This is a genomic window from Pseudomonas gozinkensis (genome assembly GCF_014863585.1).
GTDB classification, from domain to species: Bacteria; Pseudomonadota; Gammaproteobacteria; order Pseudomonadales; family Pseudomonadaceae; genus Aquipseudomonas; species Aquipseudomonas gozinkensis.
The window spans coordinates 2,507,420-2,529,565 of sequence record NZ_CP062253.1; the positions used below are offsets into that span (position 1 = coordinate 2,507,420).

A 22,146-nucleotide genomic window follows, 5' to 3' on the forward strand; every position below is an offset into this window, starting at 1 on the left:
CAAACGGCCTGCGGGCCGTTTGTTTGTTTAGAAATAGCGGATGAACATCATGACCGCTCATCGCTACTGTCAAAGTTGACAGTAGCGCAGCTCCGACCGTTTGGCGCTCGATAGCTTATTTCCGCTGCAACTTGCAATGGTTGCCGCTGAGTCTGCGAAGGAGCGTTGTCCATGAGTACCTTGATTCCGAAGTTTGGCTATTGCACGACACTGGGTGGAACCCCTATTCAGAATCCCGGCATCGCACCTGCTGCCGGGATCCGTATCGGTGCAAAAAACGGCCCCTCCCTAGGGGCTTACATGGTCACCTACAACGGTGGGTCTATTACAGGCCAGTACGACTACTATGGCGTGTTCGATGATCAAATACTCAATCTGAGTCCTGGATCTCACACTCTCGAGTTGCGGGAAAATCTGAGTTTGCCTGTTACAGACTCATGGATCCTGACGGTAACCGACGTGAACAAGCTGCCCGCACCGATCCCCCGCGAGCAATTGAATGACTCCACCGATGACCCAAGCATTATTGATCGGACGAAGCTTGGCTCCAACCCGCTTCAAGTGATCGTGTTGACTGCCGACCCCAGTTTTCAGCCGGGCGATACAATCAACGTCATCTACATCGCCAAAGTACCCGGTAAACCTGATGTGGTGGTCGCCCTGACCGGAACTGTTACAACGGATCAATTCGGACAGAAGGTTCCGTGTATTTTGCAGGTGTCCAACGATCAGGTACCTACCGGGGCGATGGTGACGATTCAATATGATCTGGCCAGAGGTGTGACGCTGATAGGGCAGTCGTATATAGCAACAGCACAAGTCGTGGGTGAGGCCACTCCTGAACTTACGATTGATACGAGCGACATGCTGCTCACCGGCAAGAATTACATTCCCGGTCCCGAGTTCGGTTGGATAAGAAAGGCGCAGTTTCCGGGTACCTTTGAGCAACGTACTGCCACGAATGGAACATCACCCTATAAGTATGAGTCATCCGCTGCTTCAGCCAGTGTGGATAGCACCGGGCTGGTTCAAAGCAAATCCAATGGCCTTGCCCGTATCACGGTGACGGATTCATCTGTACCACCTCAGTCCAAGACTTTTATTGTTTACACCGCAAACGTTTATCTGCTAATGAAAAATTATTCCACCTTGACTGTCGAGCAAGCAGCTGAATGGATCGATTCTCAGGGTGCATTAAGGTTAGAGGCTGATGATCATAACTTTCTCAACTCAAATTACGCGCCAGGGCTCCCCCCACCTGATGCCACTCATTATCACACTGGCGCGCGTAATAATGATTTTCCCGAGTATCCCAATCGGGCATTTGTCTTCAGTGAGCATCGGCTCTCCAATAATGGGGTTTTCAATCAGGGAGTGCATATAATCCCGGATCCTTTATACCCGGCCATATGTCGAAAGCTCACCTGACTTCAAATTCATTGGAAAAGGTGACGCATTAATTTTCCAGTATCCACCAAAGCCCGCGTTCTTCTTCAACTGGAAGCGCGGGTTTTGTCATTCAAATTCAAGCCAGTGCACTCGTTGAATTATGTTGAAGGGACGCAGCCCTGTAGCCATATCGCTCCCACGCTGAGCGTGGGAACGATCAAAATTGATTTGTCAGGCACCCAACACCGGGGTTGTCAGGATTACACCGATCAGGCGAACGACCGATGCGTCAGAAGATGCCGTTCAACTCGCGAAATACATGCGGGGGCATCGGCGTAAACCGACCTGCCCGCAATTGGCTGATGGCATACAGTGCGCTCGCGGTGCGCCCGTTTCCATCGCCGAAGCCTTGAAAGCCGACCACTGCGGCCAGCAAATGCTTGTCGAAGTGGGTATGGCGGGTATCCAGCAATTTCAGATGATCCTCCAGCAACGCGAAACCGGTGATACTGCTGCCATATTTCGCCTCGGTGCCGCCGCCGCGTACTTTTCCTGCCAGGTGCGGTACCAGTCGCCTGTGGACTTCCCGGATAACGGCGGGGTCGGTCAAGGACTGGTTGTTGCCAGCATATTCGCGCAACAGCGCGACGATGTTATCGAAGTCATTATCAGACGTTGATCCGTTCACCATCCATGCGGCGGCCCTGTCCGAGGGTTCGGTATAACCTTTCGGGTTGAAGGCCGAGTCCGGTAAAACGTCGGTCCACGGTGCCTGTCCCAGATCCTGTTTCAGGACATTTTGCTGGTGGTTTTTCATGTAACTGGCTTTTTTCGTTTCCAGCCTGGCCAGGTCGCCCAGGGTGTCGACGTAGGTTTGCACCGAGAACACGGCATTATCGAGTTGAACCGGGTGACTGCCCAGGCGAGAGGAAAGAAGTTCGTCGACGGCCGATCGGCCAATGATTGATTCCAGATCCTTTACATGCGTGTTCTGGAGGGCCGTTTCTTTCACGGCGTTAAACGCCAGTTGTTCCAGTTCTGCCGGTGGCACGCCCTTGAGTGAGGCAATGTTCTTGTCGCTCAGGCGCGTCACAACATCTTGCGCGGTGACGATGCTGTCGCTTTTGAACAGGGCGCGGGCATGTTCCACCGTATCCAGTGACATCCGGATCCGCGATGCCGAGCCAGTGTGGTCGATGGCTTTGAGCAGGTCGTAGCTGTTCGCGCCTGTCAGGTAGCGCAACTGCTGACGGGCCTGACGGGTTGCCGATAGTGTCGAAGCGCTCAGTTTCGAAACGCCGCGAGCGGCCAGCTTGCCTCCACCCTTGAGCAAGTCAGGCAGTCCGCTCAGTGGATTGAACAGGCTCAGGGTGTTGCTCGTCAGTACTCGGGAGGCGGACAGTAGCCGGGTGGTCACTGTTGCGGCTTTGGCGCTGGTACTGGCAATTTTTGCGGGCACGGCGGCAAAGGCGAACACCAGCGCTGCGGCGTCGACCATGCAGTCGACAATGGCGGCTCCCTGTTTCTTGGCATCACCTGACGTCAGGCCTTCCACGCAACCCTTCAACGGGATGATCAGGTTGAGAATGACTTCGAAGATGGCTTCGGTTTTTGCAATGGCTCGCTCGCGCCGGGTTGCTTGCAGGCCCAACTGGCGAATTTCGCTCAGGGTCAGGTACGGATTGTTTTCGGCAATGAACCTGCTCAATGTCTCTTTGCGTGGCGAGCGCAAGGACGGTGTCGGATAGGCGGGGTCCGCGTCTCCCGTCGGCGCCTTCAACTCTCCCAACTTTTGCAGGTAAAACCTGGATTTGATGTTGCTGCGAGGGGCGACGTTTTGCAGATAGGCCTGCAAGTCGACAGGAATATTTTCGAGTTTGCCGGTCTTGGCGAACCGGGTATCCAGATCATCGTAGTTACCAGATACCAAGGGTTCGAAGAAGGTTTCGAGATCCGGGTTGTACCGGCATTCCATTCTCATGGGGAACAATTCAAAGCAGGCAATGGTGTTGTGAGTGAACTGCGCGCAGACGATGACACCATAGCGACCGGTGTCGCCCGGCAATTCAGCGGCGGGGATGGTGACACCTGGTCGACCGGAGGCGGATTCCGCCCGGTAGTCCACTTTGCGCAATGCGTAGATGCCCAGGGCGCCGTACTCAAGAGCTCCGGCATCTGTCGGTGAAACTTGTGAAAGTGCGATTTCCAGATTGTGGGTCAGCGCATCGGTGATCCCGTTGAAATAGTCTGAAATGGCCGATTCATAAAGCTCCTGGACGGGGAACAGTTCGGTCAGTCCCGGAAACACTTCATAGATACTCGTGCCTCGGATCCGGTCCCAATCGCGGGTGTGAAGCTCATCCCCCATATAAAGGTCGAGCACAGAGACTTTTCGTCCGGCACCGCCTCCACTGCCCCGGTGCTTGACCAGCAGTTCGTCGGGATCGCAGTCCGGAACATCGGACGTGAGTTCCCGCCGTGCAATTTGCCGGCGATCAGGCATGGGGCTGGAAAACTTCCTGGCTGCGCTCAATAACTTGTCGAGATGCAGGTTGTATGCAGCAATGGCTCTAGTAATGGACGCCTGGCTTACAGCGTTATCGGCCTCCCGGGTGATGAGTTTGTTCATGACCGCCCAGTTGATCACCGGGTCTACGGCCCCGTGGGATTGCAACGATGAAAGCAGTGGCATGGCTTTCGCCGCCTGCCCGAATCCCAGCAGTTGTTCATAACTCATTTTGCGGGAAACACCGGGGATCAACGCTTCGGCAAGGTGCACGGCCTGGGTGCCGATCACCCAGGCCGGCGTGCCGATCCTGATCTCGGAAGGCCATTGACGGAACACATATTCGGGTGCCATCCCTCCGAGCACCCACTGCGTCACCAAAGGGGCGAGGATTGGATGGAGATCCAGTGTGTCGACCAGATGCTGTTCGAGTTGTATGCGAACGGCGGAAGGAGGGCGCAAGAACAGGTCGCTGGCGTACAGGTCGAAACCGGCAAAGTGGGTATTGGCGACGTCGAGTGCAGGATCCAGGTCGAGCAGCATCGCGGCGATCAACAGCTGTTCGACGAGCTCCGGTGTCGCGGCTGTTGCTGCCGCATCAGGGAACCAACCCAGAGCATCGATATGCATCCTGGCGTGATCCGAATCCCAGCCGGCTATTTCGAGCAATCTTTGTAACCGGTACTCCACGCTGGTGGGCAACTGGTCGGCGGAGGCGCTTTCAAGTATCAAATGGGCGCCGAAGCGTTCTATCAGAAAGTCATAACCTTCCTTCATCGCCTTGTTCACCTCACCAATGATCGCGCGATGTTTGTCTTCGATCTTGAACGGAGAACCGTCGGGGGCGTTCAGCAATTGCCAATAATCGCCATACCTGGGGGCGCCAGGCAGGTTCGAAAAGTTCAGCAGATCAATCAGTCCCCTGGCTTCGTTATCGTTGTTTGGCAGTTGCAGGCCCTGAAAGCGTAACCACTGGCCGACAAGGATCTGTTCTCCGGACGTTACCCAGCCACCACTTGAACGTGCGGCGCTGCCCAGCAGCCTCAAGTCTTGGGTGAAGTCGTTCAAGTGGGCGACATCGGCAGTTATGTCGCGAGGGGAAACATAGTAAGTCCCGGGTTTTTCGCCATGCCCCACGAGGTTCCGATAAGAAAAGAAGAGACGGCTGTTTTGATCAACCAGAAAGATCGCCGTTTCCGGGATGGAGCGTCGACGGCGAACAGCCGCAAAACCAGGGTGCCGGACAAGAATGGCCAGAGAAAGCCGGGCGGGGCGGTGGATCTGGTCAAAGGAGGTGCTCCCGATGTTCGGGGTCAGCAGCCGGTCCCATTCCCAGCCCAGAGTCGTTACCGCATCTTTGTTGTCGATGAAGTGGCTGAGCACTGTTGTAATGTTTTGTTTTTGCTGCGCGTCCAGAGATACCGCAGGTTGAATATCATTTGATTGCATGGAATAAAAAACCGATTGGTACTCAATACTTTGGAGTAATGATTTTGGGTGGTTGGGCTGAGTCGGTTTTATATTAGTGAGTTGTGCGAAATGAAAAATATGGAATGTGTGTTTGGATATTTGTTATGCGTGAAAGTGCAGGCGGGTGCTGTTCTAAAATAATGGTTTTTTGTGATTAGGTGGGTTTGATGATTTTTCGGAAAAAAATACTGTTCGCGAAACATGCATCATACTTGTCTGGTGGTTGTGATGAAGTTGCTGTTCGTGACCGTTTCAAGTTGTTTTCATCCCCGATACTGCCCCGGCGTAGCCGCCAGATGCTGCTTGAACGCCCGCTGAAAGTGCGCCTGGTCAGCAAACCCCGCCTCCAGCGCCACATCGGCAATCAACTGCCCGCGACGCAGACACTCGCGGGCAAACTGAATACGCTGGTTCACCAGAAACGCATGGGGCGTCATGCCGAAGTGCTGTTTGAAGGCGCGGATCAGATAGGACGGTGACAGCTCGGCAGCGGCGCAGATGTCGTCGAGGCTGAGCAGGTCGGTGCAGTGCTGGCGAATGAATTCGGCGGCGCGCTCGAGTTTGAAGTTCGGTTCGCGCAGCGGTTGTTCGATGGGGTTCAGGCGCAGTTGCAGGTCGCTGAAAAACTCCACCGCCGCGCTCTGTTTACGCAGCACGTCTTGCTGCTCGTCGACCAATACCGCGTACAACGCATTCAAGTCGCGAAACAGGCGGGCGTCATTCAAGTGGGTATCGGAAAACCGCCGAAACTCAAGTTCCGCACTGAACCCCAGCTGATGCTGCAGATCGGTCAGCCACGGCGTTTCCACATACAACATCAAATACGACCACGGCTGATCATCGATCGGGTTGCATGCGTGCACATCCCCCGGGTTCATCAGCACCACCGTGCCGGCCGCCACTTCGAACGAGGATTGCTCATGCACATAGGTGCTGCGCCCGGCGGTGATCGCGCCGATGGAAAAGTGCGCATGGGAATGCCGTGAATAGCAGACCTCACGGCCATCGGCGATGGCCCGCGCTTCGATGAAGGGCAGGGCGTCGTCGCGCCAGAAGCGCGGGGCTTGTTCGGGGTTCTTGGCGGCAGCGTGTTTCATTGTTGGGGTTCTCGGCAGGCCAGTGCCCGAGTGTATTAGCTCTGGCCGGCGAAGGCTCGTTCCAGTTCGGCGATGTCGAGCTTTTTCATCCCGAACATGGCCTGCATTGCCCGTTGGGCCTTGGTCTGGTCGGGGTCGGTCATCATGTGCATGAAGGCCACCGGCACGATCTGCCAAGACACGCCGAACTTGTCCTTGAGCCAGCCGCATTGCTGCGCTTCCACCGGCCCGCCGGAGCCGAGGTTGCCCCAGAAATGGTCGACTTCTTCCTGGTTCTGGCAATTGACCTGAAACGAGATCGCCTCATTGAACTTGAACATCGGCCCGCCGTTGAGCCCGGTGAAAGTGTGGCCGTCGAGTTCGAAACTGACGGTCATCACCGAGCCTTCCGGGCGGCCGTGGAATTCCTGGCCGACCTTGCTGTAGTGGGTGAGGGCGGTGATTTTCGAGTGATCGAAGATCGAGCAGTAGAACTTCGCCGCAGCTTCCGCCTGATCGTCGAACCACAGGCACGGAGTCAGCTTTTGAAAGCGTTGCATGGCAGTCATCCTCGGCAGGTTAGACACGCTGGATAACAGCGTAGTCAGTCTGTAGTCGAGCGGTGCTGCCGTAGATCGACAAGTCGGCGAATTTCAGAAATCCCAGCGAGTGGTCAGTTGCAGGCTGCGCGGCTCGCCGTAGAACCCGGTGCCGAAGTTGCCGAGGCCGGTGTAGTAGGTCTTGTCGAACAGGTTCTTGATGTTGAACGTGGTGCTCAGGTGTTCGTTGAAACGGTAGCGGACCATGGCGTCCACCAGGTAGTAGCTGCTCTGGGTAATGCGCACGTTCTGGCCGGTCCCTGTCGGGTCGGGCTGGAACACGTTGCCGAAGAACTCGCTCTGCCAGCTCACGCCGCCGCCCACGGTGAGGTTTTGCAAAGCGCCCGGCAGACGATAAGTGCTGAACACCCGCACGATCTGTTCCGGCGCGGTGGTTTGCAGGATCGCGCCGTAGACCGGATCGCCATTGGCGTCGCGGGTGTGGTTGAGCGCGTAGCCGGCGGAGAGGTTCCAGCCTTCGCGCAGCTCGCCCGTCAGTTCGAATTCGAAGCCTTGGGTGGTTGCGCCCTGTACGGCGCGGTAGACGGACTGGCTGTCGAAACCGCTGACGTATTCGGCGATGTTGTCCTGCTCGATGTGGAACACGGCAAAACTGGCGTTGAGCCGACCGTCGTAGAACCCGGCCTTCACACCGGCTTCCAGGCTGTTGCCCTGCACCGGGTCGAGCACGTGGCGCGAGGCGTCCTTGCTGGTTTGCGGCTGATAGATGCGGGTGTAGCTGGCATACAGCGACCAGGTTTTGTCGAGGTCGTAGACCATGCCGGCGTAGGGTGTGACGACGCCGGTCTGGCGATACCCGTCGCGCACGTCCGGGGTGTCCGGGTCGCTGTAATCGAGGTGGTCGCGGGCGGTGAAATCGCTGACCCGGCCGCCGAGAATCAGCGCCAGATCGTCGCTGGGTTTGAGGCGGGTGGCGAGGTAGGCGCCGGTCTGGCGTTGTTCGATGTGGTCACGGCCGACCTGCGGGATGTCCGGTTTGGGAACCTCGCCACGCCAGTCGAAGAGGCTGCCGTTCAGCGCCGGGTAGACCGAGCCGTAGACCGGGATGTCCTGGCGGGTGTTCATCGACATGAAACCGGCGCTCAACTGATGCTCGCGGCCAAGCAGACTGAAGGGGCCGCTGAGGCTGAGGTCGATGTTGTCCTGAACCTCGTCGCCCTTGAATTTGCCCATGTACAGGAACATGCCGTCGCCGCTGACCGGGTCGGGATTGCCGCCGCTGGCGGAGCCGAGCAGGGTGTCGTGCTGGCGGTGCTTGCGGTCGTAGCTGAGTTTCAGCGTCCAGTCGTTGGCCAGTTGCCGGTTGAGGGAGGCGAACAGCGTCTGGTTGGTGAAGTCGCGCCGGCTCCAGTCGGTAGCCGGGTTGAACGAACGGGAGAAATTCGTTCGTGAACCGTCGCTGTAGAACATCGGAAAACCGGTCCAGCTGGCGCCGCGCGAGCGGGTGTTCTGTTGGTCGAAACCGAGGGTCAGCAGGGCGTCCGGCGTGAGGTCGGCTTCGAGGATGCCGTAGGCGATGTCTCGGGTGTTTTGATAATGGTCGGCGTGGGCGCTGCGCTGCTGATGGACACCGACGAAGCGCCCACGCAGGTTGCCGCTGTCGGTCAGCGGCCCGGCGATATCGGCTTCGCTGCGGTAGTGATCCCACGAGCCGACGGTGCCGCTCAGCGAGGATTTGAACACTTGGGTTGGCCGCTTGCGGATCAGGTTGACCGTGGCCGACGGGTCGCCGGAACCGGTCATCAAACCGGTGGCGCCCTTGATGATTTCGACCCGGTCGTAGGGCGCCATGTCGGTGCTGGTGGTGCCGTAGTCGTAGACGCCGTCGTAGTCGGTATTGACCCCGTCGTACTGGAAATTGGTGATCGGCGCGCCCCGGGCGGAGAACTCCCAGCGCTCGCTGTCGTAATTCTGCACGCTGATGCCGGGCGCGCGGCGCAGGATGTCGGCGATGCCGGTAGCGCCCTGATCGTCGAGTTGCTGGCGGGTGATGACGGTGACCGACTGCGGGGTTTCGCGCAGAGACAAGGGCAGGCCGGTGGCCGACGCGGTCGAGCCGGTGGTGTAGGCGCCGGTGTCTTCGGTGATGGCGCCGAGCTGTCGGCCGGAGACCGTGGTGGCGTCCAGTTCCAGCGGATCTTGCCCGGCCGGCGCGGCCCGCAACACGTAACCGCCCGCGCTCTCCGCTTGGGCTTGCAGGCCGCTGCCTTGCAGCAGGCGTTGCAGGGCTTGTTGTTCGGTGAAGTCGCCGCTCAGGCCGGGGCTGCGTTTGTCGGCCGCCAGGTCGTTGTGGCCGGCGAGGAACACGCCGCTTTGTTCGGCGAAACGGTTGAGGACGCTGACCAACGGACCGGGTGCGATGTTGTAGCGATGAGTTACTGCGCGCAGGGCTTCGGCCACGGCATTCGGCGCGCACAGCCCCGGCAAGGCGCACGCCAGGGCCAGGGTGAAGCGGGTGCGAGCAAACGTGGAGCGCAGCATGGAGTTCCCGAAGGCAGAAGAGGGGCTACTGAGGATCAACCGAACGAGACGGCCAAAAGGGAACCGTGAAATGAAAAATAATCAGCCTCTGGGTCCGACGTTGACCCACCAGCTCAATGTCTTGTCGACCCGGATCGGCAACGCCGCCTCGAGCAATCGCAGCGCCTGATCGGTGTCCTTGAGCGGGAAGGAACCCATCACCGGCAACCGCGCAACGGCCGGATCGCAATGCAGATGTCCCGGTCGATAGCGGCCGAGTTCTTCGATCAGTTCGCCCAGCGGCAGGTTGTCCGCCAGCAGCAGGCCCTGACGCCAGGCTTCGCGGGATGGATTGGCCGGGGTTGTGGCGTGCAACTGCTCAGCGTTGAACGCCAGTTGCCGTCCGGCCTGCACCACTTCGATCTGATCGTTGTGATTGCGCACTTCGACCGCGCCTTCGAACACGTTGAGTACGGTTTGCTGTTCTTCATGACGCACGCTGAATCGCGTGCCGAGGGCGCGCATCCGGCCATGAACGGTGTCCACCAGAAACGCGCGGCCGGGATCTTTCGCAGTGTCGATCAGCACTTCGCCGGCGCGCAGTTGCAGCCGCCGTTGCGTGGCATTGAAACGTACATTGAGGGCGCTGAGGGCGTTGAGCCAGATCCGGCTGCCGTCGGCGAGCGTGGTTCCGCGGGTCTCCCCGGTGCCGGTGGACAGGTCGGCGCTGAGGCGTTCGAAAGTGCCCGGCAACGGTGTGCCGCGCCATGCGACCCAGCCGCTGAGGCCGGTAGCCGCAAGGATCAACAGACCCTTGAGCGACTGACGACGGCTGATCGAAGCGCGCGGGCTGCTGCGCAAAGTGTGGCTGACGGCATGGGCCTCGTTCTCGCCCTGCAACGGTGCGAAACGCTGGCCGACCCGTTCCACGTAGCGCCACGCTTCCTGATGCTCGGCACTTTGCGCCAGCCAGGCTTGCCAGCGCTGGCGTTCGTGGTCGGCGACGTGTTCGTCGTGCAGCTGCACGTACCACTGCGCGGCCTGTTCGAGGCTGGCGTGACTGAGTCGGTTCATGGCCTTACTCAATCAACAGACCATCGAGTTCGGCCTCGAGGATCGCGCAATGCATCATCGCTTGGGCCAGGTATTTCTTGATCATCCGTTCGCTGACGCCGATCTGTTCGGCGATCAGCCGGTAAGGCATGTCGTGCAGTTGCGCGAGGATGAACGCTTCACTGACCCGTTGCGGCAGGCGCGCGAGCATGGCGTCCACTTCGTGCAGGGTCTCGACGATGATTGCCTGTTGTTCCGGCGACGGTTGCAGGGCCGGCGGACGGTTGGCCAGGGTTTCCAGCCAGGTCTGTTCCAGTTGCCGGCGGCGCCAGTGATCGACACACAGGCCACGGGCGATGGTCGCCAGATGCGAGCGTTCATGGACTTCGCCGTTGAACGCCTGCGGACGCTTGAGCACGCGGATGAACGTGTCGTGCGCCAGATCGGCGGCATCCATCGCGTTGCTCAGGCGCCGCCGCAATAGCTCGTGCAGCCAGCGGTGATGGCTGACGTAGAGGTTCTGCACGAGAGAGGTGTCGGCGACCGTCATTCTGAGCAAGCGTCCAGGGCGACCGTTGTCAGCGGTCCAAATAAGAATGGGTCGCGATTAAAGCAAATGGGTCGAAGCTGCGCAAATGATATTGGTTTGCTTTTGGGAGGGGTGTCGGATGTGGAAGTGGATTTGTAGTCTGTTTGACTTCTTTGTTAGTCGTTATGACTAATTCGGTATGAGGTCATATTGACTACGTCATTCTCAAATTGCTGATTCTGTTGGGTTAAAAATCTGGCACGAGAGTTGATACATCCAACGTACCCACTGAACCGATCAGGAGTACGCCACCATGTTCGCTTTCTTCGAAAGTCCGCTGAACGTTCTGCACCTGTCGAGCAAGATCCTCGTCGCCGGTCTGGTGATGCTGCTGGCAGGTATTTACGGCGCCTACCTTTATCAGGGCCACATGCCGATTGCGCTGCTGGTAGCCATGCACGCGATGACCATCATTGGCCCGACGCTGCTGAAAATCGGCTACGTGATGCGGCTCCTGTCTCAATATCGGCTGGGCCGGCATCACGCCGCCGTGGTGGCTTGAACATGCGCAGACTCGCCGATGCACCGCTGTTCAGCCTCGGTTTTCGGCCGCTGTTTCTGGCTGGTGCCGGAGCTTGAACCGTCCGCCGGCGCAGGCCGTCAATCCTCTGCCAACACGCTTGCTGTTGATCGGCAGCCTGCTGATCGCCGTCACCTTCGCGGCAGGCCTCAATGATTCGCCACGACTGTGGCTGGCGGGTTTGTTCGTGCTGACCGGCAGTTTGCAGTTGATACGGTTGATCCGCTGGCATGATCGCGGAATGTGGCGGGTGCCGCTGCTCTGGTCGTTGTTCCTGGCTTACGGCTGGTGCCGTTTTCCAGTCTGGGGCTGGGGCTGTCGGTGGTGCTCTGGTGCGCGGGGTTCGCCCTGTTTTTGCGGCATTCCACCGGGATCCTGCTCAAGCCGAGGCTCTAAGCGTTTTAAGCGCGACGCTCGGCAATCATCAACAACGACTGCGGCACCGGGCTTTGCGGATGCTGCGGCTCGCGCAGGCCGGTCAACTGCAGGCCGGCCATGTCCAGCGCATTCAGCCAACTGGACAGGGTGCGGAAATACCATGGCATCGGCTTCCACTCGCCCTGGAAGCCGTCGAAGGTTTCTTCCCGCCAGCCATCCTGATAATCACCGGCGGCGACCGACCACGGATGCAGCGTCTGGATCACCAGCGCACCGCCGGGCACGAGCAGGGCATTCATCGCCGCGAGCAGCGGAATGATGTCCTGGTGCAGCAGGGAAAAGTTGGCGCAGATCAGATCGTAATCGCGGCCGATGTCGACCTTCGCCTCCACCAGTTCTTCGTAGCTGGCGACATGCACGGGCGCTGAACCGGCCACCCGCGCGGCCTCGACCAGCGTCGCATCACCGTCCACACCGACGGCGTCGAACCCTCGTTCGGCCAGCGCCCGCAACAGCCAGCCTTCGCCGCATCCCAGATCGAGTACGCGCTCCGGCTGACGTCCCATCGCCGCCAGCAGAATGGCCTGATCGGTGACCTGTCGACGGCTCTCGATGGCGCCGCTGCGCACGGCTTCGGTCCAGGCGTGGGCGTTGTGGTGCCAGCTCTGGAGGAGGGTGGATTCAGGCGAGGGCATGGTGAACTCCGACGTCACGGGATGCAGGCAAGGATAGATCAGGTGTAGTCGGCCAGACGAATCCGGTTGCGACCGCTTCGCTTGGATTCGTAGAGCGCGCTGTCACCCTGTTCGATCAATGCCGTGAGGCTGGCCGGTGGCTGATCGAAGACCTTGGCGCCAATGCTCAGGGTGACCGCTTCAGGGGTGATGTACGCCTGCGAAGTCATCTCCTGAAATTGCTCACGCAGCGCACTGCCCAGCACCATGATCTGTTCGTGGGTTGCATTGCCCAGCAGCATCACGAATTCGTCACCGCCCAGCCGTGCCGCCAGTGCGCCTTTGGGCAGCACTGCGCGGATCATCTCGCTGAGGGTGATGAGCAATCGGTCGCCGGCGGTGTGGCCGTACAGGTCGTTGATCAGTTTGAAGTTGTCGATGTCGATCAGCAGCAGGGCGCCGGGCCGGGTATTGGACACTTCATCGAGCAGACGCGGTGCGCGGACTTCCAGGGCGCGACGGTTGTACAGCGCGGTCAGCGGGTCCCGGGCGGCCAGTTCGGCAATCTGCTTTTCCCGGCGGTAGCGTTCGGTGCCGGTCATCGACAAAGCGATCAGCATGATCGCCATCGCGCCTTCCACCAGGGAAATCTGAATGATTTCGCCACGCAGCGACGCCAGATCGATCAGCGTGCCGGGAATTAACGCGATGATCGCCTTGGTGAAATAGAACGCGCCGTGGATCAGCAGCACATAACGCAATTGCACCGCACCGACGCTCAACGATTTGCCGTGCGGGCGCAGCAACAGGCTGGCCCGCAGCATCAACGCGGCCACTAGCAGGGAGTTGGCCATCAGCATGATCTTCGACCACGACGGGTCTTCCGGTAACAGCAGCAACGCCAGCCAGAGCAGGAACATCAAGTACCAGGCCCGCGACAAGCGCTTCTGCGTAAACCGCGCGACCCCCAGCAGAAACAGCCAGTGGGCGACCACCAACAGGCCGTTGGCGAACCAGATGCCGATCAGCGGATAACCGTTGGCGCGCAGCAGGGCCAGGCTCGAGCCGACGGTGATGGTGGCGAAACCGGCGCTCCAGAACAGCAGGGAAGGTTCGCGGATGCTGCGCCATTCGACCGCCAGATAAAGCGCAGCCGCCGCTGCCAGAGCGGTGGAAATGGTGAGCATCGTGAGAGGATCGAGCGCCATGAAAGAACAGGTCTGCCTGAATAGTATTAATGGGCCACGATTGTAAGCGTTCCCCCAGTGGGCTGCTATTTTCACTCACCGGATATTCCATTTTCAGACGAGGTGTTCCGTGGACCGATTGACCGGCGGTTGTTTGTGCGGCGAAGTGCGGATCGAGGCCTCAGGACGACCCTACAGAGTGGGCGTTTGCCATTGTCTGGATTGCCGCAAACACCATGGCGCGCTGTTTGCTGCGTCGGCGATCTTTCCCGAGGGTGCGGTGACGATTACCGGCGAGACCCATGACTATGCGGGTCGGCATTTTTGTCCGCGCTGTGGCTCGTCGGTGTTCGGTCGCAGTGGCGATGAAGTCGAGGTGAATCTCGGCGCGCTGGATGCACCGGATCAATTCCAGCCCACCTATGAGTTGTGGACGGTGCGTCGCGAATCCTGGCTGCCGGCCTTTGCATTGGCCAGACATTACGTGCGCGATCGCGAGGGCGCAGGGCGAACCGAAAAATAGCCGGGGTCAGGCTGGGCGCCTGACCCCGGCCAACAGGATCAGCCGCGAATGAACGCCAGCAGATCCGCGTTGATCGTCGGTGCCTCGGTGGTCGGCATCCCGTGGGGGAAGCCCGGATAAATTTTCAGCGTGCTGTTTTTCAGCAGTTTTGCCGACAGTACACCGGCGTTTTCATACGGCACGATCTGGTCGTCGTCGCCGTGCATCACCAGTACCGGGATCGAGATGCTTTTCAGGTCGGCGGTGAAGTCGGTCTGCGAGAAAGCAACGATGCCGTCGTAGTGCGCCTTGGCGCTGCCGATCATGCCTTGGCGCCACCAGTTCGCAATGATCCCTTCCGATGGCTTGGCGCCAGGGCGGTTGTAGCCATAGAACGGCCCACTGGGCACGTCGCGATAGAACTGCGCACGATTGGCCGCCAGTTGTGCCTGAAGATCGTCGAACACCGATTTGGGCAAACCACCGGGGTTGCTCTCGGTTTTCACCATCAGCGGTGGCACGGCGCTGATGATCGCGGCTTTTGAAACTCGATCCTCGCCATGCCGGGCGATGTAATGAATCACTTCACCGCCTCCCGTCGAATGGCCGACATGCACGGCTTTCTGCGTCCCCAGATGATTGACCACTGCTGCCACATCGTCGGCGTAGTGATCCATGTCGTGGCCGTCCCAGACCTGGCTCGAACGTCCGTGCCCCCGTCGATCATGGGCCACGACCCGGAAGCCCTGGGCGAGGAAGAACAGCATCTGCGCATCCCAGTCGTCTGCGCTGAGCGGCCAGCCGTGGTGGAAGTGGATCACCGGTGCGTCTTTCGGGCCCCAGTCCTTGTAGAAGATCTCGACGCCGTCTTTCGTTGTGACATATCCCATGTTCGCGACTCCAGGAAAGAGTGAAAGGGCAGGTCTTGCGATGACAACCGGATCAACTGTAGGAGCAAAGTCGGCACTTTGGTCGAAGAATTCCCGAACGGTGCGGCATGACCGGTGGTCGCGGCGGCTGGTCGTCGGGTCAAAATGCGCTTAGCTGAAAGGGATAAGCCGAGGCGCGCACAGCCATCGAGAGCCGTAGCAGCGCCCTTCAGAACACCGTGAGTCTGAGGAAGTCCCCGATGCTGACCTTGAACATCAATGGCAAGGATCAGGAGCTCGATGTCCCCGCGGACATGCCGTTGCTCTGGGTCCTGCGCGATGTCGCGCACCTGACCGGTACCAAATTCGGTTGCGGCCTGGCCCAGTGCGGTGCCTGCACCGTGCACGTCGATGGCGCGCCGCTGCGCTCGTGTATCACCCCGGCCACGGCCGTCGCCCATGGCCAGAAAATTCTCACCATCGAAGGCCTGTCGAGCGACGGCTCGCACCCGGTGCAACAGGCCTGGGCCGAGCTGGACGTGGTGCAATGCGGCTACTGCCAGTCCGGGCAGATCATGTCCGCCGCCGCGTTGCTGGCGAAAATCCCCAAGCCCACCGACAGCGATATCGATCAGGCGCTCTCCGGCAACATCTGCCGCTGCGGCACGTACCCAAGAATCCGCGCGGCGGTCAAACGCGCCGCCGACATCGGCTGAGCGAGGGGAGGTGAGTGATGAACAGTCCTGTATCCCGTCGCGGATTTCTCAAGGGCAGTGCCGTACTTGGTGGCGGCCTTGTCGTGGCGTTCGTGGTGCCTGGCGGCAACCGGTTCGCCATGGCCGCCGAGAATGAAGGCAAAGTGTTTGCGCCGAACGCGTTCCTGCGGATTGCAGCGGACAACAGCGTGACCGTGCTGCTCGGCCATTCGGAAATGGGCCAGGGCATCTGGACCGGCTTGACCATGCTGATCGCCGAAGAACTGGACGCCGACTGGTCGAAGATCCGCGTCGAGCATTCCCCGGCTTCGGCCGCCGATTACGGCATGCCGGCGTTTGGCGGGATGCAGATCACTGGCGGTTCGACCTCGACCTGGATGGAATTCGACCGCTACCGACTTGCGGGTGCTACGGCGCGGCAGATGCTGGTTGAGGCGGCGGCCAAGCGCTTCAATGTGGCACCGTCGACGATCCGCACTGAATCCGGCGTGGTGATTGCCGGCGACAATCGCGCCACTTACGGCGAACTGGCAGACGCCGCCGGGCAACTGCCGGTGCCGGATCCGAAGTCGATCACCTTTAAAGAAGCCAAGGACTGGAAGGTCATCGGCAAACCCACCAAACGCCTCGACACCCCGGAGAAAATCACCGGCCGTGCGAAGTTCGGCATGGACGTGCAGTTCGACGGACTGATGACGGCGATGGTCGTGCGAGCGCCTACGTTCGGCGCCACAGTGAAATCCTTCGAAGGCGCAGAAGCCCTGGCGATTCCCGGCGTGCACAAAGTGGTGCAAGTGCCGACCGGTGTAGCGGTGGTCGCCGAGCATTACTGGGCGGCGAAACTCGGTCGTGATGCGCTCAAGGTCGATTGGGACCTGGGGCCGAACGCTGATCTGAGCAGTGAAAAACTGCTGGCGAGTTTCCGCAAACTGGCGGCCACGCCAGGTACCTCGGCGGCGCAGGCTGGCGATGCCAAGGGCAATTTCGGCAAGGCAGCGAAGAAAATCGACGTCGAATACAGCGTGCCGTACCTGGCCCATGCGCCGATGGAGCCGCTGAACTGCACGGTGAAGATCAGCTCAGATAAATGCGAGATCTGGACCGGCACCCAGTTCCAGACGCTGGACCAGATGGTTGCCGGCAAGATCACCGGGCTCAAACCGGAGCAGGTCGAGATTCACACCGAATTCCTTGGCGGCGGTTTCGGCCGGCGGGCCAATCCGACCTCGGACTTTGTCGCCGAAGCGGTGCAAGTGGCCAAGGCTGCGGCGATGCCGGTGAAAACCGTGTGGTCGCGCGAAGACGATATTCGCGGTGGTTACTACCGCTCGATGTTCCTGCATCAGGCAAAGATCGGCCTCGGCGCCGACGGCATGCCGCTGGCCTGGCAGCATGTGCTGGTCGGGCAGTCGATCATGGCCGGCACCATGCTCGAGAAAACCATGGTCAAGAACGGCGTCGACCAGACGTCGGTCGAAGGCGTTTCGGACAGTCCGTACATCAAGGGCCTGGCCCATCATCAGGTCGACCTGCATTCGCCGACCACCGGGATCAACGTGCTCTGGCTGCGCTCGGTGGGCCATAGCCACACCGCGTTTGTCATGGAGTCGCTGATCGATGAAATGGCCACGGCGGCGGGCAAGGACCCGGTGGAGTACCGACGAACGCTGCTCAAGGATCATGCCCGGCATCTCGGCGTGTTGAACCTGGCGGTAGAGAAGGCCAACTGGAAAGCCCCGCTGCCGGACGGTCATGCGCTGGGCGTGGCGGTGCACGAATCGTTCGGCAGTTACGTGGCGCAGGTGGCCGAGGTGTCCCAGGACAATCTGGCGATCCGCGTGCATCGCGTGGTCTGCGCGGTGGACTGCGGGATTGCGGTGAACCCGCAGAGCATCGCGGCGCAGATGGAGTCGTGCATCACTTTCGGCCTGGGCATGGCGCTGCACAGCAAACTGACGCTTAAGGACGGTCATGTCGTGCAGTCCAACTATCACGACTATCAGGTGTTGCGCCTGAACGAAATGCCGGTGGTCGAGGTGCACATCGTGCCGAGCACCGACAAACCCGGCGGCATCGGCGAGGCCGGTGTGCCGCCCACGGCGCCGGCGGTGGCCAACGCGGTGTTCGCCCTGACCGGGCAGCGCCTGCGGGAACTGCCGCTGCAACTGTCGGGGGTGTGAGATGAAACGACATTTGTTGTTGGGCACGGTGATTCTGCTTGGGCTGGGTGGTTACGCCTCGGATCTGTTCGCTGACGATCAGGAAGCCTTGAAAGCTTTCGGCACGGTGCAGAAAGTCTTCCAGAGCCCGCGCTGCCAGAACTGCCACATTCCCGGCGATTCACCGTTGCAGTTCGACGCTGGCACGCCCCACGCGATGAACGTGGTGCGCGGCATGGACGGCAAGGGCGCCGCCGGTTTGCCCTGCGCCACCTGCCACGCCGAAAGCAATCCGCCGGCCAGTTACGGCCCCCACGCGCCACCTGGCGCGCCGCACTGGAGCCTGCCGCCAGCCGCGCACAAAATGGCCTGGATCGGTCTGCCGCCGGATCGTTTGTGCGCGATGATCAAGGATCGCAGCAGCAACGGCGATCGGGATTTCGCTGCACTGATCAAGCACGTCAGCGAGGACAAACTGGTGCTCTGGGGCTGGAATCCGGGGGGCGGGCGCGCGCCGGTGCCGGTGCCGCACGATATCTTCGTGACCCAGTTCAAACTGTGGGCCGATGCGGGCGGGCCCTGTCCGGTGGCCGGTGGATGAGAAGTTGAGTCATTGCTGATTCGGTCTACGCTCAAGTGCATCGACGACAAAGGAGTGTGTGATGCTGGTACCCGGCAAACCCGCCAATGAAGCTGTCCGTATTCAAGCGCTGCAGGACCTGAAGCTGCTCGACTCCGCACCGGAAGAACGCTTCGACCGGCTGACGCGACTGGCCAAGCGTCTGTTCAACGTGCCGATCGCGCTGGTCACGCTGGTGGACAAGGATCGGCAGTGGTTCAAGTCCTGCGTGGGCCTGGACGCCACCGAAACTCCGCGGGACGTTTCGTTCTGCGGCCACGCGATCCTCAAGGACGAACTGCTGTTGGTGCCCGATGCTCGCGAGGACGAGCGCTTTCACGACAATCCGCTGGTGATCGGCGCTCCGAACATCCGCTTCTACGCCGGTTATCCGCTGACCGTGCCCAACGGCAACAAGATGGGCACGCTGTGCCTGATCGACACCCAACCCCGCGAACTCGACGACGAAGAGCGCGACCTGCTGCGTGATCTGGCGGGCATGGCCGAGCAGGAACTGATGGCCGTGCAGATGGCGAGCATGGATGAGCTGACACTGCTGTCCAACCGTCGCGGCTTCAAGATGCTCGCCCAGCACGCGCTGGATGCCTGCGCGCGCCTGGAAAAACCGGCGACGCTGCTGTTTTTCGACCTCAATGACTTCAAGCAGATCAACGATCTTTATGGGCACGCCGAGGGCGACAGCGCGCTCAAGACCTTCGCCGATGTGCTGCGCATTGCCTTTCGCGAGAGCGATGTGGTCGGGCGTCTGGGCGGCGATGAATTCGTGGCGTTGCTGACCGGCTCAAGCCATGTCGAAACCACGGCGATCATGGCGCGACTCAAGGAAATCCTCGAAGAACGCAATGCCACGTTGCACCGCGGTTATGCGATTCGCTTCAGTGTCGGCCAGATCGAGTACGACCCACGGCGGCATGACACCGTGGACAAACTGCTGGCGGATGCGGACGGGGCGATGTATGCGCACAAGCAGGCTTTAAAGCGTTGCTAGTGCCGGCCTCATCGCGAGCAAGCTCGCTCCCACAGGAGGCGAATTTCAAAGGGTGGGAGCGAGCTTGCTCGCGAAGGCGTCTGTACTGGCACTGCTATTTGGCAAACAACTGCCCGATATCCTTGAACGCCTTGAACTCCAGCGCATTGCCGCACGGGTCAAACAGAAACATCGTCGCCTGTTCGCCCACCAGTCCCTGAAATCGAATCCCCGGCTCGATCACAAACCGCGTGCCCAGCGACTTCAAACGCTCGGCCAGTGCGTGCCATTCCTCCATCCCGAGCACCACACCAAAATGCGGCACCGGCACGTCATGGCCATCCACGGCGTTGGTGTGCGCCGCTTCCTGTGAAGCGTTCTTCGGCGCCAGGTGAATCACCAGTTGATGGCCAAAGAAATTGAAGTCGACCCAGTGATCGCTGGAGCGACCCTCTTCGAGTCCGAACACTTCACGGTAAAAATGCCGGGCGGCGGCGAGGTCGTACACCGGAATGGCCAGGTGGAAAGGGCTGAGTGACATAGGCGCGGTCTCTATCAAGGGTTGGGGTGAACTGAGTCTAGCGCTGTGCTTTTCGATTGAAAGACGATAGTTTTTGCGCCGAGCTCAAATTATTTCGATCAGTCGAGGCGCCTATGCTGCGTGAACTGAAAACCTTTCTGGCAGTGGCGCGGCATGGCACGTTTGCCGCCGCAGGCCTGCATATCGGCCTGACGCAATCGGCGGTCAGCGCGCAGATTCGTAATCTGGAGCAGGCCTTGGGCGTGCGTCTGTTCGATCGCACCGGGCGGCAGGCGATCCTTAATCCGGCAGGGCAGCGGGCGGTGCCGATGGCGCAGGAAATGCTCGCCACCTTCAGCCGCATGGCGATCAGCGAAGATGTCAGCGAGTTTCGCGGCGAGCTGAGAATCGGCGCCGTGGCGACTGCGCAAACCGGGCTGTTGCCTCAGGCGTTACTGCGCTTGCGGCAACAGGCGCCAGGTGTGGAGCCGAAACTGGTGCCCGGCGTGTCGCTGAATCTGTTGAGCCAGGTGGACGCCGGGGAAGTCGATCTGGCGATCATGATCAAGCCACCGTTCGAATTGCCCAAGGAGCTGTCGGCGCAGGTGATTCGCCGCGAGCCTTTTGTGCTGATCGTGCCAATAACGGTCGAGGGCGATGATCCGCTGCCACTGCTGGCCGAGCATCCTCACGTGCGTTATGACCGCAACTCGTTTGGTGGACGGCTGGTGACGCAGTTTCTGCGTGAGCAGCGGATTGATGTCCACGTAGCGCTGGAGCTGGATGAGCTGGAAGCGATCGTGAAGATGGTCGAGTGCGGGCTCGGGGTTTCGTTGCTGCCCAGAGCCGGGCTGTGGCTGGAGCATCCGCTGAAGGTGAGGGTGATCGAACTGGGAGAACTGACGTTCTATCGGGAAATGGTGGTGTTGCAGCGTTACAGTCAGCGCTCCCAACCGATTCAACAGTTGTTCGCCCGTTGCCTGGAATCGCAGGCATGAAAAAGCCCGCTAACAGGCGGGCTTTTTATCGGCAGCGCGAAGATTACTCTTCGATGTTGCCCATGGCGGTGGTGTTGAAGCCGCCGTCCACGTACATGATTTCACCGCTGATGCCCGACGCCAGGTCGGAGCACAGGAAGGCGCCGGCGTTGCCGACTTCTTCGATGGTGACGTTGCGGCGCAGCGGGGTTTGCGCTTCGTTGGCGGCCAGCATCTTGCGGAAGTTCTTGATGCCCGAAGCGGCCAGGGTGCGGATCGGGCCGGCCGATACGCAGTTGACGCGGGTGCCGTCCGGGCCCAGGGAGCCGGCCAGGTAACGTACGCCGGCTTCCAGCGAAGCCTTGGCCATGCCCATCACGTTGTAGTTCGGCATGGTGCGCTCGGCGCCCAGGTACGACAGGGTCAGCAGGCTGCCGTTGCGGCCTTTCATCATTTCGCGACCGGCTTTGGCCAGGGCCACGAAGCTGTAGGCGCTGATGTCGTGAGCGATGCGGAAACCGTCACGGGTGGTGGCTTCGGTGAAGTCGCCGTCCAGTTGGTCGCCCGGGGCGAAGCCGACGGAGTGCACGATGCAGTCCAGGCCGTCCCACTTCTTGCTCAGTTCTTCGAAGACCTTGGCGATTTCTTCATCGCTGGCCACGTCGCACGGGAAGCACAGCTCAGGGCTCGAACCCCAGCCCTGTGCGAACTCTTCTACGCGACCTTTCAGTTTGTCGTTCTGATAAGTGAAGGCAAGCTCAGCGCCCTCGCGATGCATGGCGGCAGCGATGCCGGATGCGATGGACAGCTTGCTGGCGACACCGACGATCAGTACGCGCTTACCGGCGAGAAAACCCATGTGTTGCTCCTCTTT

General features: G+C 60.2%; 19 protein-coding genes and 1 pseudogene. 9 read left to right on the forward strand and 11 right to left on the reverse strand.

Annotation, left to right across the window (positions count from 1 at the left end):
• The first annotated feature begins 171 nt into the window (after window positions 1-171).
• Window positions 172-1,428 carry a hypothetical protein gene (locus IHQ43_RS11290; RefSeq protein WP_192564400.1) on the forward strand — a complete coding sequence of 419 codons (1,257 nt, stop codon included), beginning with the start codon at window positions 172-174 and terminating at the stop codon, window positions 1,426-1,428.
• A gap of 250 nt (window positions 1,429-1,678) precedes the next feature.
• Here IHQ43_RS11290 and IHQ43_RS11295 read toward each other — a convergent pair whose 3' ends face one another.
• The 6 genes from IHQ43_RS11295 to IHQ43_RS11320 form a co-directional block, all read right to left on the reverse strand.
• On the reverse strand, window positions 1,679-5,344 hold the full coding sequence (locus IHQ43_RS11295) for a hypothetical protein (RefSeq protein WP_192564401.1): 3,666 nt from the start codon (window positions 5,342-5,344) through the stop codon (window positions 1,679-1,681).
• A 284-nt stretch (window positions 5,345-5,628) separates the two neighbouring features.
• Window positions 5,629-6,462, reverse strand: a complete 834-nt coding sequence (locus IHQ43_RS11300; protein WP_192564402.1) for an AraC family transcriptional regulator — start codon at window positions 6,460-6,462, stop codon at window positions 5,629-5,631.
• 35 nt (window positions 6,463-6,497) lie between these two features.
• Window positions 6,498-7,001: a VOC family protein gene (locus IHQ43_RS11305; protein WP_192564403.1), complete on the reverse strand. Its 504-nt coding sequence runs from the start codon at window positions 6,999-7,001 to the stop codon at window positions 6,498-6,500.
• Between the two features lie 93 nt (window positions 7,002-7,094).
• Window positions 7,095-9,542: a TonB-dependent siderophore receptor gene (locus tag IHQ43_RS11310; protein ID WP_192564404.1), complete on the reverse strand. Its 2,448-nt coding sequence runs from the start codon at window positions 9,540-9,542 to the stop codon at window positions 7,095-7,097.
• An 81-nt stretch (window positions 9,543-9,623) separates the two neighbouring features.
• The gene (locus IHQ43_RS11315) at window positions 9,624-10,595 is read right to left on the reverse strand and encodes a FecR domain-containing protein (RefSeq protein WP_192564405.1); all 972 of its coding nucleotides are present in this window, start codon (window positions 10,593-10,595) and stop codon (window positions 9,624-9,626) included.
• A 4-nt stretch (window positions 10,596-10,599) separates the two neighbouring features.
• The gene (locus IHQ43_RS11320; RefSeq protein ID WP_127797686.1) at window positions 10,600-11,124 is read right to left on the reverse strand and encodes a sigma-70 family RNA polymerase sigma factor; all 525 of its coding nucleotides are present in this window, start codon (window positions 11,122-11,124) and stop codon (window positions 10,600-10,602) included.
• Between the two features lie 292 nt (window positions 11,125-11,416).
• Between IHQ43_RS11320 and IHQ43_RS11325 the strand changes: the two genes are divergently transcribed.
• Window positions 11,417-11,665, forward strand: a complete 249-nt coding sequence (locus tag IHQ43_RS11325) for a transmembrane sensor/regulator PpyR (RefSeq protein WP_192564406.1) — start codon at window positions 11,417-11,419, stop codon at window positions 11,663-11,665.
• 67 nt (window positions 11,666-11,732) lie between these two features.
• Window positions 11,733-12,079, forward strand: a pseudogene (locus IHQ43_RS11330) (NnrS family protein); the annotation flags it as partial.
• 5 nt (window positions 12,080-12,084) lie between these two features.
• On the opposite strand, the gene IHQ43_RS11335 reads toward IHQ43_RS11330, so the two are convergent.
• Together IHQ43_RS11335 and IHQ43_RS11340 are read right to left on the reverse strand one after the other, a co-directional pair.
• A complete protein-coding gene (locus tag IHQ43_RS11335; RefSeq protein ID WP_192564407.1) occupies window positions 12,085-12,756 on the reverse strand; it encodes a class I SAM-dependent methyltransferase in 672 nt (223 codons plus the stop codon).
• A gap of 38 nt (window positions 12,757-12,794) precedes the next feature.
• The gene (locus IHQ43_RS11340) at window positions 12,795-13,943 is read right to left on the reverse strand and encodes a GGDEF domain-containing protein (RefSeq protein ID WP_192564408.1); all 1,149 of its coding nucleotides are present in this window, start codon (window positions 13,941-13,943) and stop codon (window positions 12,795-12,797) included.
• Between the two features lie 109 nt (window positions 13,944-14,052).
• Between IHQ43_RS11340 and IHQ43_RS11345 the strand changes: the two genes are divergently transcribed.
• On the forward strand, window positions 14,053-14,445 hold the full coding sequence (locus IHQ43_RS11345; protein ID WP_192564409.1) for a GFA family protein: 393 nt from the start codon (window positions 14,053-14,055) through the stop codon (window positions 14,443-14,445).
• Between the two features lie 38 nt (window positions 14,446-14,483).
• Here IHQ43_RS11345 and IHQ43_RS11350 read toward each other — a convergent pair whose 3' ends face one another.
• Entirely contained in the window at window positions 14,484-15,314 is an 831-nt protein-coding gene (locus tag IHQ43_RS11350) for an alpha/beta fold hydrolase (RefSeq protein WP_192564410.1), read from the reverse strand.
• 239 nt (window positions 15,315-15,553) lie between these two features.
• Between IHQ43_RS11350 and IHQ43_RS11355 the strand changes: the two genes are divergently transcribed.
• The 4 genes from IHQ43_RS11355 (at window position 15,554) to IHQ43_RS11370 (ending at window position 19,796) form a co-directional block, all read left to right on the forward strand.
• Window positions 15,554-16,009, forward strand: coding sequence for a (2Fe-2S)-binding protein (locus IHQ43_RS11355; protein ID WP_192564411.1), 456 nt, complete (start codon window positions 15,554-15,556; stop codon window positions 16,007-16,009).
• A gap of 17 nt (window positions 16,010-16,026) precedes the next feature.
• Window positions 16,027-18,189, forward strand: coding sequence for a xanthine dehydrogenase family protein molybdopterin-binding subunit (locus tag IHQ43_RS11360; protein WP_192564412.1), 2,163 nt, complete (start codon window positions 16,027-16,029; stop codon window positions 18,187-18,189).
• Window position 18,190: 1 nt separating this feature from the next.
• On the forward strand, window positions 18,191-18,769 hold the full coding sequence (locus tag IHQ43_RS11365; protein WP_192564413.1) for a hypothetical protein: 579 nt from the start codon (window positions 18,191-18,193) through the stop codon (window positions 18,767-18,769).
• A gap of 61 nt (window positions 18,770-18,830) precedes the next feature.
• The gene (locus IHQ43_RS11370) at window positions 18,831-19,796 is read left to right on the forward strand and encodes a GGDEF domain-containing protein (protein ID WP_192564414.1); all 966 of its coding nucleotides are present in this window, start codon (window positions 18,831-18,833) and stop codon (window positions 19,794-19,796) included.
• 94 nt (window positions 19,797-19,890) lie between these two features.
• On the opposite strand, the gene IHQ43_RS11375 is transcribed toward IHQ43_RS11370, so the two are convergent.
• A complete protein-coding gene (locus IHQ43_RS11375; RefSeq protein ID WP_064595490.1) occupies window positions 19,891-20,316 on the reverse strand; it encodes a VOC family protein in 426 nt (141 codons plus the stop codon).
• A 113-nt stretch (window positions 20,317-20,429) separates the two neighbouring features.
• Between IHQ43_RS11375 and IHQ43_RS11380 the strand changes: the two genes are divergently transcribed.
• Entirely contained in the window at window positions 20,430-21,293 is an 864-nt protein-coding gene (locus IHQ43_RS11380) for a LysR family transcriptional regulator (protein WP_192564415.1), read from the forward strand.
• 43 nt (window positions 21,294-21,336) lie between these two features.
• Here the strand turns inward: IHQ43_RS11380 and fabI are convergent, their stop codons facing one another.
• On the reverse strand, window positions 21,337-22,131 hold the full coding sequence (gene fabI, locus IHQ43_RS11385) for an enoyl-ACP reductase FabI (protein ID WP_007956947.1): 795 nt from the start codon (window positions 22,129-22,131) through the stop codon (window positions 21,337-21,339).
• Window positions 22,132-22,146: the final 15 nt, after the last annotated feature.

Excerpts from the sequence above, each read along its gene's own strand:
- IHQ43_RS11375 (WP_064595490.1), bottom strand. The coding sequence starts at position 20,316 with ATGTCACTCAGCCCTTTCCACCTGGCCATTCCGGTGTACGACCTCGCC.
- IHQ43_RS11365 (WP_192564413.1), top strand. The coding sequence starts at position 18,191 with ATGAAACGACATTTGTTGTTGGGCACGGTGATTCTGCTTGGGCTGGGT.
- IHQ43_RS11320 (WP_127797686.1), bottom strand. The coding sequence starts at position 11,124 with ATGACGGTCGCCGACACCTCTCTCGTGCAGAACCTCTACGTCAGCCAT.
- IHQ43_RS11305 (WP_192564403.1), bottom strand. The coding sequence starts at position 7,001 with ATGCAACGCTTTCAAAAGCTGACTCCGTGCCTGTGGTTCGACGATCAG.
- IHQ43_RS11355 (WP_192564411.1), top strand. The coding sequence starts at position 15,554 with ATGCTGACCTTGAACATCAATGGCAAGGATCAGGAGCTCGATGTCCCC.
- IHQ43_RS11290 (WP_192564400.1), top strand. The coding sequence starts at position 172 with ATGAGTACCTTGATTCCGAAGTTTGGCTATTGCACGACACTGGGTGGA.
- IHQ43_RS11325 (WP_192564406.1), top strand. The coding sequence starts at position 11,417 with ATGTTCGCTTTCTTCGAAAGTCCGCTGAACGTTCTGCACCTGTCGAGC.
- IHQ43_RS11300 (WP_192564402.1), bottom strand. The coding sequence starts at position 6,462 with ATGAAACACGCTGCCGCCAAGAACCCCGAACAAGCCCCGCGCTTCTGG.
- IHQ43_RS11315 (WP_192564405.1), bottom strand. The coding sequence starts at position 10,595 with ATGAACCGACTCAGTCACGCCAGCCTCGAACAGGCCGCGCAGTGGTAC.
- IHQ43_RS11335 (WP_192564407.1), bottom strand. The coding sequence starts at position 12,756 with ATGCCCTCGCCTGAATCCACCCTCCTCCAGAGCTGGCACCACAACGCC.
- fabI (WP_007956947.1), bottom strand. The coding sequence starts at position 22,131 with ATGGGTTTTCTCGCCGGTAAGCGCGTACTGATCGTCGGTGTCGCCAGC.
- IHQ43_RS11350 (WP_192564410.1), bottom strand. The coding sequence starts at position 15,314 with ATGGGATATGTCACAACGAAAGACGGCGTCGAGATCTTCTACAAGGAC.
- IHQ43_RS11380 (WP_192564415.1), top strand. The coding sequence starts at position 20,430 with ATGCTGCGTGAACTGAAAACCTTTCTGGCAGTGGCGCGGCATGGCACG.
- IHQ43_RS11340 (WP_192564408.1), bottom strand. The coding sequence starts at position 13,943 with ATGGCGCTCGATCCTCTCACGATGCTCACCATTTCCACCGCTCTGGCA.
- IHQ43_RS11310 (WP_192564404.1), bottom strand. The coding sequence starts at position 9,542 with ATGCTGCGCTCCACGTTTGCTCGCACCCGCTTCACCCTGGCCCTGGCG.
- IHQ43_RS11360 (WP_192564412.1), top strand. The coding sequence starts at position 16,027 with ATGAACAGTCCTGTATCCCGTCGCGGATTTCTCAAGGGCAGTGCCGTA.
- IHQ43_RS11295 (WP_192564401.1), bottom strand. The coding sequence starts at position 5,344 with ATGCAATCAAATGATATTCAACCTGCGGTATCTCTGGACGCGCAGCAA.
- IHQ43_RS11370 (WP_192564414.1), top strand. The coding sequence starts at position 18,831 with ATGCTGGTACCCGGCAAACCCGCCAATGAAGCTGTCCGTATTCAAGCG.